This is a genomic window from Saccharothrix ecbatanensis (genome assembly GCF_014205015.1).
GTDB lineage: Bacteria > Actinomycetota > Actinomycetes > Mycobacteriales > Pseudonocardiaceae > Actinosynnema > Actinosynnema ecbatanense.
In genome coordinates, this window is the sequence record NZ_JACHMO010000001.1 from 3,988,112 (window position 1) to 4,003,513 (window position 15,402).

General features: G+C 68.0%; 11 protein-coding genes. 4 read left to right on the forward strand and 7 right to left on the reverse strand.

Annotated features, from left to right (window positions below; all coding sequences use genetic code 11):
* Nucleotides 1-20 precede the first annotated feature (20 nt).
* The 3 genes from F4560_RS16550 to F4560_RS16560 are packed head-to-tail and all read right to left on the reverse strand — an operon-like array spanning nt 21 to nt 3,817.
* Nucleotides 21-1,217 carry a class I SAM-dependent methyltransferase gene (locus F4560_RS16550; protein ID WP_184921027.1) on the reverse strand — a complete coding sequence of 399 codons (1,197 nt, stop codon included), beginning with the start codon at nt 1,215-1,217 and terminating at the stop codon, nt 21-23.
* Nucleotides 1,214-2,674, reverse strand: a complete 1,461-nt coding sequence (locus F4560_RS16555) for an NDP-hexose 2,3-dehydratase family protein (RefSeq protein ID WP_184921029.1) — start codon at nt 2,672-2,674, stop codon at nt 1,214-1,216. Before F4560_RS16555 ends, F4560_RS16550 begins: the two co-directional genes overlap by 4 nt.
* 33 nt (nt 2,675-2,707) lie before the next feature.
* Nucleotides 2,708-3,817: a DegT/DnrJ/EryC1/StrS family aminotransferase gene (locus tag F4560_RS16560; RefSeq protein WP_184921032.1), complete on the reverse strand. Its 1,110-nt coding sequence runs from the start codon at nt 3,815-3,817 to the stop codon at nt 2,708-2,710.
* 268 nt (nt 3,818-4,085) lie between these two features.
* On the opposite strand from F4560_RS16560, the gene F4560_RS16565 reads away from it, so the two are divergent.
* The gene (locus F4560_RS16565; RefSeq protein ID WP_312869322.1) at nt 4,086-5,078 is read left to right on the forward strand and encodes an NAD-dependent epimerase/dehydratase family protein; all 993 of its coding nucleotides are present in this window, start codon (nt 4,086-4,088) and stop codon (nt 5,076-5,078) included.
* Here F4560_RS16565 and F4560_RS16570 read toward each other — a convergent pair.
* A complete protein-coding gene (locus F4560_RS16570; RefSeq protein ID WP_184921036.1) occupies nt 5,071-7,659 on the reverse strand; it encodes a helix-turn-helix transcriptional regulator in 2,589 nt (862 codons plus the stop codon). The genes F4560_RS16565 and F4560_RS16570 overlap by 8 nt on opposite strands.
* A gap of 178 nt (nt 7,660-7,837) precedes the next feature.
* Between F4560_RS16570 and F4560_RS16575 the strand changes: the two genes are divergently transcribed.
* Nucleotides 7,838-9,175, forward strand: a complete 1,338-nt coding sequence (locus tag F4560_RS16575) for a glycosyltransferase (protein WP_184921038.1) — start codon at nt 7,838-7,840, stop codon at nt 9,173-9,175.
* 54 nt (nt 9,176-9,229) lie between these two features.
* Here F4560_RS16575 and F4560_RS16580 read toward each other — a convergent pair whose 3' ends face one another.
* A complete protein-coding gene (locus F4560_RS16580) occupies nt 9,230-10,195 on the reverse strand; it encodes a TauD/TfdA family dioxygenase (RefSeq protein WP_184921039.1) in 966 nt (321 codons plus the stop codon).
* Between the two features lie 11 nt (nt 10,196-10,206).
* A complete protein-coding gene (locus F4560_RS16585) occupies nt 10,207-11,202 on the reverse strand; it encodes a TauD/TfdA family dioxygenase (RefSeq protein ID WP_184921040.1) in 996 nt (331 codons plus the stop codon).
* Between the two features lie 194 nt (nt 11,203-11,396).
* On the opposite strand from F4560_RS16585, the gene F4560_RS16590 reads away from it, so the two are divergent.
* Together F4560_RS16590 and F4560_RS16595 are read left to right on the forward strand one after the other, a co-directional pair.
* On the forward strand, nt 11,397-12,608 hold the full coding sequence (locus tag F4560_RS16590; RefSeq protein WP_184921041.1) for a cytochrome P450: 1,212 nt from the start codon (nt 11,397-11,399) through the stop codon (nt 12,606-12,608).
* A 183-nt stretch (nt 12,609-12,791) separates the two neighbouring features.
* On the forward strand, nt 12,792-13,958 hold the full coding sequence (locus F4560_RS16595) for an acyltransferase family protein (protein WP_184921042.1): 1,167 nt from the start codon (nt 12,792-12,794) through the stop codon (nt 13,956-13,958).
* A gap of 55 nt (nt 13,959-14,013) precedes the next feature.
* Here the strand turns inward: F4560_RS16595 and F4560_RS16600 are convergent, their stop codons facing one another.
* Nucleotides 14,014-15,132: an NYN domain-containing protein gene (locus F4560_RS16600; protein WP_184921043.1), complete on the reverse strand. Its 1,119-nt coding sequence runs from the start codon at nt 15,130-15,132 to the stop codon at nt 14,014-14,016.
* Nucleotides 15,133-15,402: the final 270 nt, after the last annotated feature.

Sequence of the window (15,402 nt, forward strand, 5' to 3'; positions counted from 1 at the left end):
GAGAAGCGATCGGGCCGGGCTCAGACTATGCGCACTTCCGGCACGTACAAGATCCACTTGCCTCCCGCGTCCCTGAACGCCTTCTCCTTCGCCATGATCTCGTCGGCGTGGTTCCAGGCGAACAGCAGGGCGTAGTCCGGGTAGGGGTCCGCGAACTCCGCCGGCGGGCGGACCGGGATGTGCATGCCCGGTGTCAGTGTGCCCTGCTTGGACGGCGTGGAATCGCAGACGAAGGGGACCAGGTCCGGGCCTATGCCGAAGTAGTTGGCTGTGGTCGCGCTTTTGGCTGTCGCTCCGTAGCCGACGATGCTGTGTCCCTTGTCGCCGAGGTCTGTCAGCAGGTTCAGCAACGCGTCCTTGGTCGCGTCGATCTGGGACACGAATTGCGCGAAGGTCGTGTCGTCGGCGAGTCCGGCGGCCTCTTCCTCGGCGAGTAGCTCCTTCACCGCCACGGAGGGGAGGCGGCTGCCGCGTCGGGCGATGGAGTAACGGATCTGGCCGCCGTGCACCGGGAGGCGTTCCACGTCGACCAGTCGCATGCCGAAGCTGTCCGCCATCGCTTGGACGGACTGGGCGGTGAAGTAGTAGAAGTGTTCGTCGTAGATCTGGTCGAAGCCCGTCCGGGCGAGCATCTCGCCGAGGTAGGGGTCTTCGAACACGAACAGGCCGTCGGGCGCGAGCAGGACCTCCAGGCCCGCGAAGATCGAGGCGACGTCGGGTTGGGCGCAGATCGTGTTGGCCGCGTAGACGATGTCGGCCGGTCCGTGCTCGGCGCGGATCTCGGCCGCCGATTCCGAGTTGAAGAACGCCCTGTGCACAGGGACTCCGGTGACGCCGGAGGGATCCACGGCCAGGTGGCGCACGCCGGCTTCGCCCAGGGTTCGCAGTGTCACGCCGTCGTTGCAGCCGATTTCGATGGCGAAGGGATCCGGCCCGGTCAGCGTCGTCTCCAGCCACCGGGTCGCCGTGTCCTGGAAGTGCTTGCGCATCACAGTCGAGTTCGCGGGGTGATACGGATAACCCTCGTGGACCATCTTGTCCGGTGGGATCTCCTGCATCAGCTGGACCATGGCGCAGTCGGCACATCTGCCGACCACCAGCTGGTAGAAGAACTCCGTCGCCAGGTCCTCCGGACGCACGAACGCCTGGGACAGCGGCTGGCGCCCGAAATCGGCCAGCTCCCGCAAGGGCCCCGTGCACACCCGGCACGTCGTCATGATGCTCCTCCGCTCAGGCTTTGCAGGCAGGCCAGCAGGCTTCGCGCCTCGACGTTCACGTAATGGCTGTGCCGCAGCAGTTCCACCAGCTGGTGCACGGTCATCCAGCGGAAGTCGGGGTGTTCGTGCGCCGGACCGGCTTCCACTTCGGCGATCACGTAACGGTTGCGGGCGTGGTAGAACCGGCCGCCTTCCTCCGAGAGCGTGACGTCGTAGCGGATCCGTTCCGGTGGGGCGGCGAGGACGTCGTCGAGGAAGCGCGGCCGGGCCTCGGCGGGCAGTTCCGCGTAGTTCTCCGGTGCGCACTGCACGGTCGGCGCGAGCTCGGCGACGTCCAGGCACCCGGGCTGGACAAGCGCGTGCACGAGAACGTGCAGCACTCCGCCGATCCGGCTGACCAGGAACGCGACCACGCCCTCGCCGATCGGCTTGATCATCGGCTGGGTCCACTCCTGGACCTCGCGCCCCTCGGCCCGCACGCGGACGGCCATGACGTCGAAGAACCGGCCGCTGTCGTGCGCGATGACGTGCCCGGTCCTGTGCCAGTGCCGGACGTCCCTGAGCGGGATCACGCTGGTGTGCACCTCGGCGCGGCTGCGCACGTCGGTGATCCAGCTCAGCACATCACCGGCGCCGAGCACGCTGCTCACCTCCGGCCCGCAGGAACGCACCAACGCTGCCTGGAAGCCGGTTCCGTTCGCTCCCAGGGTGTTCACCAGGCCGACACCGCTGAAGGGCAGGCAGGACAACACCGTCCGGGCGTCCATGTTGACCAGGTCGTCGACCGCCAGCAACGCGTGGAGCTGACCGAGGGTCAGCCACACGAACCCGTCCACGACCTCGACGTCCTCGGTGACCTCGACGACCATGTTCCGGTTGCGCTTGTGGTAGAACCACGAGCCTTGCTCGGACTGCCGGACGTCCGTGATCACGCGGTGCCGTGAGGTGTCCCGGAAGTAGTCCAGGTACGGCACCGCTTTGCCCTTGTGCACCTGGGTGTAGTTGCTGCGGGTGGCCTGCACGGTCGGGGACAGCTGCAGGCCGTTGGCGTTGCCGGGTTCCACTTTGGCCTGCATCAGGCAGTGCAGCACCCCGTCGAACTGCTTGACCAGGATGCCGAGGATGCCGATCTCCGGCTGGTTGATGATCGGCTGGCTCCAGCCGGTCACCGGCCCGCCCGGGACCTGGACGTCCAGGCCCTCGATGCTGAAGAACTTCCCGGTGTGGTGGCTGATGTTGCCGGTGTCGAAGTCCCCGGTCCAGCCGCTGAGCTCGGTCAGCGGAATGGGCTCGACCACGACGAAGGACCGCAGCCCCATGTCGGTGAACCAGGACCAGAAGTCACCCAGTCCGATGTGGCCGCCGGCCCGGTCGAGCGCCGAGCCGGCCAGCAGCTCGGGGACCCGGTGCTCGTCGGCGCGCACCAGGGTCGCTGCGGTCGTGGGAAGATCTGGCACGGAGTTTCTCCCTTGGTGCGAGAACGGCTGGGGTCAGACGGTCCGCAGCACTTCGCGCAGCGCGTCGATCACCTTGTCCTGGACGTCGCGCGACAGTGACGGGTACATCGGAAGCGAGAAGATCTCGTCGGCGAGCTTCTCGGTGACCGGCAGCGACCCCTTCAGGTAACCGAGGTGCGCGAAGCCGGTCATGGTGTGCACCGGCCAGGGGTAGCTGATGTTCAGGCTGATGTCGTAGTCGCGCAGCGCCTCGATGATCTTGTCGCGCCGCGGGTGCCGGACGACGTAGACGTAGTACACGTGCTCGTTTCCCGGAACTGTCCGCGGCAGCACCAGATCCGTGTCAGCGAGGGCTTCCTGGTAACGATCGGCCACGGCACGCCTGCCCGCGATGTACGCGTCGAGCCTGCCGAGCTTGCGGCGGAGGATCTCCGCGTGCACCTCGTCGAGACGGCTGTTGTGTCCCGGGGTCTGCACCACGTAGTAGCGCTTTTCCATGCCGTAGTACCGCAGCCGGCGGAGGTTCTCGTCGACTTCGTCGTCCGTGGTGATCGTCGCGCCGCCGTCACCGTAGCCGCCGAGGACCTTGGTGGGGTAGAAGGAGAACGCGGCGGCCTTGCCCATGCTGCCGGCGATCCGGCCGTGGTGGCGGGCGCCGTGCGCCTGGGCGCAGTCTTCCAGGATCGGCAGATCGTGCCGGGCGGCCAGGGCTTCCAGCGGCGCCATGTCGACGCACTGGCCGTACAGGTGCACGGGCAGCAGGCAGCGGGTCATGGGCGTGATCGCCGCGGCGACCTGTTCGACGTCCATCAGGTAGTTGTCGGCGTGCACGTCGACGAAGACCGGCGTCGCGCCGACCGAGTCGATGGCGACCACCGTGGGCGCGGCCGTGTTGGAGACGGTGATCACCTCGTCGCCGGGCCCGACCCCGAGCGCCTGGAGGCCGAGCTTGATCGCGTTGGTGCCGTTGTCGACGCCGGTGCAGTGCTTGACACCGTGGTAGGCGGCGAACTCCTCCTCGAAGCCGCGCACGCTGTCGCCGAGCACGAGCCGGCCGGAGGAGAAGACCTTCTCGACCGCGCCGAGGATGTCCTCACGTTCCTTCTCGTATTCCGGCAAGTAGTCCCACACCAGGGTGGTCATTTGTCTCCGCTCGCCTCTTGTCGGGCTCTTTGGTCGCCGGCCACGGCTGAACAGCCACATTGCCAATACGCGGACCAGATGGATTACTTGAATTCGACAGCCCCGGCTCACCACCGGGCAACCCCTATCGCCCCCAGCCCGACCAAAGGGCTGTGACCAGCGGATAGTCCGCAGGGTTAGGGGGTGAGCGCGACTGCACCGCGTGCCTAGAATCGATCTGGGCGCAGCGATGCGCAAATTCAGTGGCAACTGTTCTGGAAGGAGTGCCGTGCCGTACGAAAAATGGGGAGGGAAAACGGTCGCAGTCACCGGGGGCACCGGCTTCATCGGCTCTCATTTCGTCGAGGAACTGCTCGGCCGGGGAGCCACGGTGCTCTGCCTGCACCGACAGGACCGGCACGGTGTGCTGCCTCAGCTCCCCCGGACCGGGAGGCTGCGACCCATCACCGTGGACGTCACCGACGAGTCCGCGGTCGGCGCGGTCTTCCGTTCAGGCGGGATCGACGCGGTGATCCACTGCGCGGCGACGACAGGCACGTTCGAGGTACGCCGCAACCAGCCCGCGCACATCCTCGAAGCCAACATGCGCGCGACGACGATCGTCCTGGACCAAGCCCGCCGGCACGACGTCCAGGACGTCGTGCTGCTCAGCTCCAGCGACATCTACCTGGCGCCGACCACCGACCCGATCAGCGAGAAGGACGACTACCGCACGTCGATGCACTACTCGCCGGACGGTTACTACCTCTCCAAGCTGTACACGGAGATGCTGGCCGAGGCCAACCGCCAGGAGTACGGGTCGAACATCTTCCTGCCGCGCGCCACCAGCGTCTACGGCCCGCGGGACAACTTCGGCTCCGACATCCCGCGGGTCGTGCCGCAGATGCTCGACCAGGTGCACAGCGGCGGCGAGATCGAGGTCTGGGGCGACGGCAGCCAGACCCGGACCTACATGTACGTCACCGACATGGTCCGTGCGGTGCTGACGATGGTCGAGAAGAACAAGCACCACGTGTTCAACATCGGGACGTCCGAGACCGTGTCGGTGCTCGACCTGGCCCGGCTGGTGTTTGCCGTGCTCGGGAAGCCCGAGCGCGTCAAGTTCGACCTGTCGCGGCCCACTGGCCGGCTCAGCAGGACATTGGACCTCAGCAGGATGCACGAGATCCTCGACACGCCGCCACGGCCGCTGAGGGAGGGCATCCAGCAGACCGCCGAGTGGTACCTGCGTCACCGGGTCGGAACCATGACGGTCACGTGACCTGGGCCAGTTCGGCGGGCAAGTCGTTGCGGTTGCGGACGTTGAGCTTGCGGTACACCCGCGTCAGGTGCTGTTCCACCGTGCTCACGGTGACGAAAAGCCGCTGGCCGATGTCCCGGTTGGAGTGCCCGAGCGCGGCCAGCGTGGCGACCCGGCGTTCGGCAGCGCTCAGCGCTGTCACGCGACCGGACTCGTCCTCCGCCTGGTCCGCGTCGTCCACTGGGGACACGGGAGAATCCCCGATGCCACACGCCTTGGCTTCCCGTGCCGCGCGACGTGCGAGAGCGCGTGCTTCTCTCATCGCCCTGACCTCCCGGCACGCGATGCTGGCTTCGGACAGTGTCGCGGCCAGCTCCAGCCTGTCGCCGGACTGGTGCGACAGTTCGGCCGCCTGCCGGAGGATCGCCGGCCGGTTGCCGGCCGGGCTCACGGCCGCGAGCAGCCTCAGCGTGGCGCCGCGGACCCGGGTGCCGTCCACCGGACCGGGGTGCGCCAGCTGGTGTTCCAGCAACGTCCTCGCGGCCGCCGGACGGCCGAGGCTCAACTGGACCGATGCCAAGCCGGTTCGCCACGGGATCAGTCCGGGAACGTCCCGGCCGAGTCCGGTGAGCACGGCGCCGCACTGCTCGAAATCTCCGAGCGCGGCGATGTTCCGGCCACGAGCGTGGTTGTACAGGCCGCGGGCGTACAGGTAGCGCATCCCGAAGACACTGCGGTACATGCTGTCGGGCACGACCCGGCCGAGCGCTTCCCGCGCCGCTTCGAGGTCGCCCTGCACAGTGGCGGCACGGACGAGGATGGACAACGGAAGTCCGAGGAGGACTCCCCAGCTCTGCTTCGGCAGCAGCCCGAGGGCGGCGTCGGCACGTTCTCGCGCACCGGTCACATCACCGCGGCGGAGTGCCATTTCGGCGCGCACACCGGTGAGCACAGCGAGCCAGGTGGTTCCGCCTCGGGTCGCAGCCTCGTGCAGCAAGACGTCGCACCACTTGACCGCTTGGTCCGAGCTGCCCGTGTACTCGAGCACCAGCAGGGCGTTCGCCACGGCCTGGATGTCGGTCTCCCCGAGACGGCGCTGGAGGATCAGCTCCGCGCCGGCCTCCATTCCTGCGTCAAGGCCGTACGTCCAGGCATGGTTCAGCGTCGCGGCTCGCGCCCACGCGTTGTCGGCGGTCGGCGGCCGACTGTCGAGCCGGCCGTAGGACCATTCGTAGGCCAGGTCGATCTCGGCGATCGCTTGGGCGTCGGCCGGGCCGGCACGCCTCCTGACCTGGTTGATCAGTTCGGCCGTCCGGTCGAGGTGTCCGTGCCACAGCAGCTGGGTGATCACCGTTGCCGCGTCCCGGACCGGCAGTTCCCCGGCGCACAACGCTTCCCGCAAGCTGTTCAGGTGCCGTGCGGCCACGGCGGGGTTGTCACGCCATTCCACGCGCGCGAGCGCGGCCTGGTCCGGGGCGCGGTCCCGCTCATCCGCACCCGCGGCCAGCACCACTGCCAGGCTGCGTGCCGCCAGGTCGGTGTCGTCCTCGTGAAGCGCTTCATCGGCGGCGTGGCGCAACACGTCCACCGCCCACCGATCGGGCGCAGCGCCCGCGGCGACGAGCAACCGCGCGATGTCCACCCAGTCGGCGCCCTGCTCGTACAGCAGCTCCGCGGCACGTAGCCGGATTTCGGGCGCGGACTTCAGCCTGTCGGCCACGGTCGCCGCGATGAGCGGATGACGCAACCGGCCGTCGCTGACGAGTCCGGCGACCGTCAGGATGTCGATGGCCTCCTCGGCGTCCTCCGCACCCAGCCCGGTCAGCCGGCCGATCAGCTCCGGCGTGGCGTGCCTGCCCATGATCGCCAGTCCGTGCGCCACCTCCATCAGATGCGGTTCCCAGCGTTGCAGGCAGTCGAGCACCGCACGCCGATATGCCGCACCAGCGGCCGGGTCCTCGGTGAGAGCCGCTACCAGCAGCGGGTTCCCACCGCTGAGCCGGTAGTGCTCGGCCGACACCTGGGTTTCGGTCAACCGTTCGAGCACGATCCGCAGGTCGGGCCGCCGGGTGACCTCGGCGTGCACCAGTGCGGCGCACGGGCGCGACCGCGCCCACTGCACGAGGACCATCAGCACCCGTGCGGAGGAGATCCGGCGCCGCAGGTAGGACAACACCTGCAAGGACAGTGCGTCGGCGAACTGGATGTCGTCCACGTTGATCACGATCGGCTGCCGCCGGGACAGCTCGACCAGGGCCGCACCGAGTTCGTGCAGAGCCGCCGCGGCGGGCGTGCTCAGCTCGTCCGGTCCGTCCGAAGTGGACGTCAGCTCGACCGCCGCGAGCCTGGCGCGGCCGGGTAGCCGCGGGTCGCGCATGAGCTGCCCGAGCACACCGCCCCGCAAGGTGCGCTCGGCACGGGAACCGGTCGCGGTCAGCAGCAGCGCACCGCACTGAGCCGCCTGGCCCGCGAAGGCCCGCAGCAGTTCCGTCTTGCCGGTGGCCAACCCGCCGGTGACCAGTGCCAGGCGCCCGCTTCCGCCCGCGCAGCCGACGAGTGCCTGGCGCAGCCGGTCGAGCGCGTACTCGGTCTGTGTGAACATCAAATTGGCTTCCCCTTCCCCAGAAAGCAAAGCCGACCGACAGCCATTTGTACCGGGGCCGATTCCCCGGATGCCATGGCGTATCGAAGTTCTTTGGCCGCCCTGTCAACCCCTGCTTGCCACACCTAGCATTCCAACCTGGCCGAGGTGTGTCCGCACGGTAGTCCGGGAGCGTGGAGTGAAGATCCTGATCTATACATGGGGAAGCCGCGGCGACGTACAGCCGTACCTGGCGCTGGCCCGAGCCCTCAACGAGGCGGGCCACGAGTCGACCCTCGCCGCTCCGGCGCCGTTCGAGTCCTTCGCGGCCGAGCACGGCGTGCGGTTCTTCGCGCGCGACGACACCCAGCTGCGCCTGCTCGAACGGCCGGACGTGCGCTCCTTGCTGTACCGCGAGGCCAGCCGGGTGCTGGGCACCCAGACCAAGGCCGAGAAGAAGGAGTTCAAGGCCGAGCTGAAGGAGCTCATGTCGGGTATCCGCCCGATCATGAAGCAGACCTTCGTCCCCATGCTCGACGAGCAGTTCAAGGCGGCCGAATACCGTCCGGACCTGATCGTGCAGACGCACGACGACATGGACTACGGGCATTTCGTCGCCGAGAAGCTCGGTGTGCCGCACGTGGTCGCCGAGCTGTACCCGTTCTACACGCCGTCCTGGCACTACCCCAGCATGGCGTTCCAAGAGAAGGAATGGCCGGGCGTGCTCACCCGGCTGAGCCACGTGCTGCCCAAGCTCATCATCCCGATGAAGCGCAAGGCCGACCGCTGGCGCACGGAGTCGCTCGGCCTGCCCGCGCGCCGTGGCAGGCACAACCGGATGCGCACCGCGGACGGCCGGCCGGTGCAGCTGCTGAACCTGTTCAGCGAGCACCTCTTCCCGCGTGCGGCCGACTGGCCGGACAACGTGCACAGCATCGGCTCTCCCCTGCTGCCGGTGGACAAGCAGTACACCCCGCCCGATTCGCTGGTCCGGTTCCTGGCAGCGGGTGCGCCACCCATCGCCATCGGGTTCGGCAGCCTGAGCAACCCGGACCCGCACCGGAACGGGCAGATGGTCAGCGAAGCGGTCCGCGCGGCCGGTGTGCGGGCAGTGGTCATCAGGGGCAGCGGCCGGTGCATCGAGATCGAGGAACCGTCGGACGACGTCCTCATGGTGGACAGCGTGCCCTTCGACTGGCTGTGCCCCCGGATCCGCGCGATGGTCCACAGTGGCGGCCACGGCGTCGTGCACGACGTGCTGACGGCGGGGATCCCGTCGGTTTCGTGCCCGCTGTTCAAGGAATCGGCGCTGTGGGGCAACCAGGTGCGCAAGGCGGGCGCCGGACTCGAATCGATCTGGCAGCCGTTCATGACCACCGAGAACCTCACCGCTGCCCTGCGCAGACTGGCCACCGACGACATCATGGCCGCCGCCGCCCGCCGGATGAGCGAGAAGATGAAGTCCGAGCCTGGCCACGCCGCCGCCATCTCGGTCATCGAGCGGGTCGCCGCGGGCAAGGTCCCAGCCGCGGTCTGAAACGGCAGTAGGCCCTCACGCGATCTTCTGGCGTGAGGGCCTACTGCCGTTTCATCACAGTGTGGTGCGGTCGACCGGGTCGCCCATCGCGACGATCACCTCGCGGTTGCCGGTGAAGGGCTTGCGGCTGTGGGCAGTGGAGATGTTGTCCACCAGGAGCAGGTCGCCCGGCTGCCACGGCACGGTCACGGCATGCCGTTCGTAGACGCTGTTCAGCGCGTCGACAACAGCCGCGGTGAGCGGCTTGCCGTCGGCGTGCGCGGTGTTGAACGGCAGGCCGTCCCGGCCGAACTCGTGCACCAGGTACTCCCTGATGTCCTCGAGCATGGTCCACTCGTTGAGGAACGCGATCTGGTTGAACCAGCACCGCGCGCCGGTGATCGGGTGGGTCAGCACGGCGGGACTGGTCTGCCTGGTACGCAACAGCCCGCCGGGCCGCCATTCGAAAGCGATGCCGTTCGCCGTGCAGTACGCCTCCAGCTCGGCGCGCTCCTCGGTGCCGAACGCCTCCTGCCACGGAGTGCCCGTCTCCGGGTGGTAGTTGCGCACGAGCTGCCATCCGTCGCCGACGAACCCGGCGAAGCGCTCCTCGGGCAGCGCGGAAAGCACCGAGCGCGCGTCGGCGAGCTCGACCTCGCCACCGGAGTCGGCCAGGCTCAGGCAGGCGAACATCATCATGCCGGGGAAGGTCCTGGCGTAGCTCAGCTCGTGGTGCATGCACATCGGCATGTCGTCGGTCCACGCCGACGACGAGTAGACGCCAGGCGAGTACATGTGCCGTTTGGCGAAGCCCTCGCGTTCCACCATGAGCTCGGACGCGAGTCGTCGCGCCACCGCGGCCACGCCGCCCGCGTCGCGCAGCTCCAGGCCGCGCACAAGCACCGCGCCGAACTCGGTCACCGCGGCCCGCAGTTCGTCGCGCTGCTTCTCCGCCCACAGCTCGGCGTCCCCGACAGTCTCGATGTCCCGGGCCAAGACCACCCTGAGCGACGTCGCCGGTCTGGTGTGGATTGTCGTCATCGGGCCCCGCCTCAGCTCGCCGGGCGCTTGGTCATCGCCACGAGGATGCGGCGGTCACCGGTGAACGGCCGCCGGCCGTGCGACACCAGGATGTTGTCGATCATCAGCAGATCGCCGGTCTCCCACGGCTCGGCCAGCAGCGGCGGGTCGAACGCCCGCGTGATCAGGTCGAACTCCTCGTCGGTGATGGGCGAGCCGTCGCCGCAGTACGCGTGCCGCGGCAAGTCCTCCTCGGAGAAGATGCTGAGCATGCTCTCCCGCACGTCCTCGGGCAGGTTGTTGACGTGGAACAGATGCGCCTGGTTGAACCAGACCGTCTTGCCCGTCAACGGGTGTGTGACCAGAGCGGGGCGCAACTGGCGCGTCCGCAGCATGTCACCGGACCACTGCGTGGTGATCCCGTTGGCGGCGCAGTACTTCTCCACCTCCTCGCGGTCGTTGGTCTGGAAGACCTCCTGCCACGGCAGGCCGACCGCGTCGTGGTACGCCCGGGTGTAGATCACGCCGTGCGACGCGAACCGGTCGACCAGCTCCTCGGGCAGCTGGGCCAGCACCGCTGCGCTGTCCGCGACCGGCGTCTCGCCTCCCGTCTCAGCGGCCAGTGCGCAGTAGAAGAACAGGTTGTCGGGCCAGTTCGCCGAGTACGCGCTCTCGTTGTGCTGCGGGATGGACTGGTCGGCCGGGTAGTGCGTGGAGGTGTAGACCTTGCCGGTCACCTTGCTGCGCGGGGTGGACCGCTCGGTGTAGTCCAGCGTCCGACCGCCGATCTGCTCCGCGATCACGCCCAGTTGTGAGTCGTCCTCGGCCGGCACCTGTTTGATCATCACGGCGCCGCAGTCGAGCATCGCCGCACGCACCAGTTCGACGTTCTCGGTGATCCACGCCCGCGGGTTGTCCCCGTGCGGGCTCACCCGGCACAACCGCGTGCCATTGTGCTCAACCACTTCGACGTCGGCGGTCGCGCGCAGCGCGGCGAAGGGTGTTTCGGCCAAAGCAGAATCAGCCATCGGTTCCTCGCAGATCATCCGGTTCCCGGCAGGTGCCGCCAGCCTAGGAAGCAACCGGCCGGCTGACAGGCCGAGGATGGAAGTGTCGATATAGAAAAATTCGAAGCACGGCAGGCGCGGCACATCGGCGATGCTTCGATTTCGGGCGAATGCCAAGGGGGCGTCGGACCGTCCCCAGAGGGAGGGATGTCCTCGTGACCGAGCACCTGCTGACCGAGGCGATGCCGATGCCGACCGAGGGGGAGGAAGTGCTTCTGTCGTGGGCCAAGCGGATGCGTGACGGGAATCCCGTGTGCTATGACCCGACGTTCGGCATGTGGCACGTGTTCCGCCACGCCGACGCGCAACGCCTCTTCTCCGACTACAAGACCTTCGCCGCGGACTTCGGCGGCAACGAGTCCGAGGGCAACGTCTTCGGCCGGGGCAACCTGACCCAGATGGACCCACCGGAGCTGACCGCGCGCCGCCAGCTGGTGAGCCAGGCGTTCTCCCGGAGCACGGTGACCGCACTCGCGCCGCGGGTCGCCCAGATCACCGAGGACCTCCTCGACGCGGTCGCCGGGGAGCGGCGGTTGGACCTGGTCGAGGCCGTCGCCTATCCGCTGCCGGTGATCGTGATCTCGGAGATGCTCGGCGTGCCGTCCAGTGACAAGGACCTGTTCCGCGAATGGGCCGACGGGATCTTCGACCCGAACCTGGACGCCTCGGCCGATCCCGACTCGGGCGACACCATCAAGGACCGGGTCGCGCCCATGCAGGAGTACTTCTACCAGCACGTGGCCGACCGCCGCGCCAAGCCGCGCGGGGATCTGATCACCGGCCTGACCCAGGCCGAAGTGGGCGGGGACCGGCTGGACGACGAGGAGATCGTCACGTTCCTGACGATCCTGCTGATCGCGGGCCACATCACCACCACGCTGATGCTCGGCAATACCGTGCGCTGCCTGCACGAGCGCCCGGATGTCGCGGCCAAGCTGCGGGCCAACCCGGACCTGATCCCGCAGGCCGTCGAGGAGTCGCTGCGGATGCGGCCGCCGTTCACCTTCGCGGCCCGGATGGCCACCACGGACGTGGAGTTGTCCGGCGTTACCATTCCGGCCGGCAAGGCGGTGACCGCGTGGCTGATCTCGGCCAACCACGACCCGGCGGCGTTCCCCGAGCCCGGCACGTTCGACCTGGAACGCTTCGCTCCCGGCCAGAACCCCAGCCCGCACTACGCGTTCGGCCACGGCGCGCACTTCTGCATCGGCGCCCCGCTGGCCCGGCTGGAGGGCAAGATCGCCACCGGCCTGCTGTTGCGGCGCTACTCGGAGATCGCGCTGGACGAGGACGACCCGTTCGAGTTCTTCGCCAACCCGGGGACCAACGGCGCCAAGCGACTGCCTGTGGTGGTGCGCCCGGCCTGACAGTCCGAACTGGACAGACACGACGTACGCGCGCGACCCCCGACGACCATGCGTGAATGAGCACCGTGGTGAGGACATTCACCACGGTGCCCTGTTTTTCACTTGCTTGACAGGAGGAGCAGGCGGTTTCCGCCGCCCGCGGCTCCCGTCACCCAACACCCCTTAACAAAGGAAGAGTTCAGCATGTCCAAAAGACCCTTATCCGGCTCGTCCCAGCCTTCGCCGTGGTTGCAGTCCTTGACGGGACTGCGCTGGTGGGCCGCTCTTCTCGTACTGGGTCAGCACATCGCGCTGGCCTCATCCGAATCCTGTCCGCCGGAGGGCGGGCCGGTCGGGTGCACTGTGCTCAGCCAGGGTTTCATGCACGGTTTCGTCGGCGTCACGTGCTTCTTCGTGATCAGCGGTTTCGTGCTCGCATGGTCGGCGACCCCGGAAGCGTCCGCACCAGGGTTCTGGCGGCGCAGGTTCGCCAAGATCTATCCGTTGCTCTTGTTGAGCAATGTGGTGGATCTCCTGATCACCTGGTTCACCGGGAACCAACCGATGCCGTCGGCCGGCACCATGATCGCCAATCTCTTCGTGGTGCAGGCGTGGCTGCCCGGCAGCGACCTGCCACTGCAGATGAACCAGGTCACCTGGTCGCTGAGCTGTGAGGTGTTCTTCTACCTCTGCTTCCCGTTCATCTTCGCGTGGTTGTCCCGGCTGACCACTCGTGCCCTCAAGATCCTGACCGTGGGGTTGGTCTTCTGGCCGGGCTTGATCTACTTCGGGGCGACGCTGGTGGCGCCGTCGGCGATGCAGGAGCCCGGCTTCGGGTCCCAGCTGCTGTACTTCTTCCCGCTGACCAGGATCTCCGAGTTCGCCATCGGGATCACCGCGGCACTGCTGGTGAAACGCGCCGCGTGGCGCGGGATCCCAGTCGCGGCCGCCATTCCGGTCGTGGTGCTGGCGTACCTCGGCGGGATCCCGCTCCTGCCGGAGCTGTCGGAGAACGCGCCGATCCTGGGCGCCGCCATGGTGCCTGTGTTCGTGCTGCTGATCGTGTCGCTGGCGAACGCGGACCTGACCGGTTCGTTCTCGCCCATGCGGGACAAGGTCTCGGTGCTGCTGGGGAACAGCTCGTATGCGTTGTACCTGTTCCACCTGTTCGTCGCGCAAAGCCTGAGCTCGTCGCTCGGGTGGGGGAACTCCTGGCAGATTCTGAGCAACGTGGTGACCATCGTGGTCTTCTGCACACTGGTCGCCTGGCTGTTGTACCAGCTGGTCGAACGGCCCATGCAGCGGCTGCTCAGCCCGCCGCCACGGCAGCGTAGCCGGCCGGGCGAACCAGTTGCCGCCACCGTGGCGTAGCACCCGAACCGGGATGAGGATCTGCCGGGCACCTACCATGCCCGGCAGATCCCATTCAGCTACTGACGGTGTCGTCGACTTCGGCCTCCGCCACCGGCCCGGTGGGAGCACCGAGGCCGCAGTGCGGGCACTCCCCGCGCCGGCGCAGGTAGTACGCGACGGTCGCGGCCCCGAGTGCGACACCCCACAACGGCCACAGCAGGCCGGGACCGAGCATCCCCCAGTCCTGGGGGTCGATGCCCCGGCTGAAGGCCATCCTGACCTCCATGATCCCGGCGGGGATGATGGACACCGTCACGAGTGCGGCCGGAACCATCGCCAGCGCGAGCGGCACGCGCTTGCCCTTCTTGAACCAGATCCAGCGGGGATAGACCTCGCCCCAGCGCTGGATCAGCCCGATGGTGAGCACCGCACCGCCGATGGCCATCAGCGCGATGGCCAAGCCGCCGATGAACATGCCGGAATCCACGTTCTCGTCGTAGAACGATTGCGGGATACCCAGCGGGATGCCCATCGCCCACGCGATCCGGGTCACCGCGTAGAGCAGCGGGACCGCCACGGCCACCGCCACCGCCCACCGGCCCCATCGCCGGGCCGCCTCCGGGCTGGTCCACTGCCCGCTATGAGTTCCGCGGCCACAGTGGAGGCACACCTGCTTGACTCGGCGTGAGTACGCCAGCGCGGCCAATGCCCACAACAGCCCGCCGAGAACGATGACGACCAGGTTGATCCGCGGCCAGGGCACCAGGTCGGCGACGGTGAAGCCGCCGGGCACTCCGGTGAACGCCCAGATCGGGATGAACGGCACCCGGGTCAGCAGCATCAGCACCCGGAAGTCCGGGATCACCAGGGCGAGCGTGACCGCGACCACACCGGCGAAGCCGAGCATCAGCTTGGCGAAGACGCCACGCCCGTGTCCCCGGGCCATCAACACGCCGATGACCGCGCCTGCCAGGCCGAGACCGGCGATGATCGGCCCACCCACGCCCGGGTTCGTGCCGGCCAGCAAGGAGAACGCGTCGTCGGCTTCCGGATCGTAGCCGCGCCCGAAAGGGAAACCGCTGCCGCCGACCGCCCAGTACAGCCCTAGGCAGCCGTAGACCAACGACCACATCGCAGCCGCGTAGCCGGACCACACCGGCCACCGTAACCACGCGGCCGAGGAGCGCTTCATCCAGGATCTCCTTCGCTCTGCTGTCACCGGATCCACCTTGCCATAGGCTTCTTACAGGGAAGCATCCCCCCAAAGGGTATGAGCGCTTCCCCCGCATGGCCCCACGCATGCCGCAATTGCGGCGCGCACGGCTGAGATCCGGAGCCGCCACGTGAGCGGACTCCGGATCCCACCACCGTGACCGGCAGTTCGGCGAGGACACGCGCCAGACGGGCCTGTCGTGACCCGCGTGGGCGACCGGCAGGATGGATGTCCGGTGTTTCGTAAGTC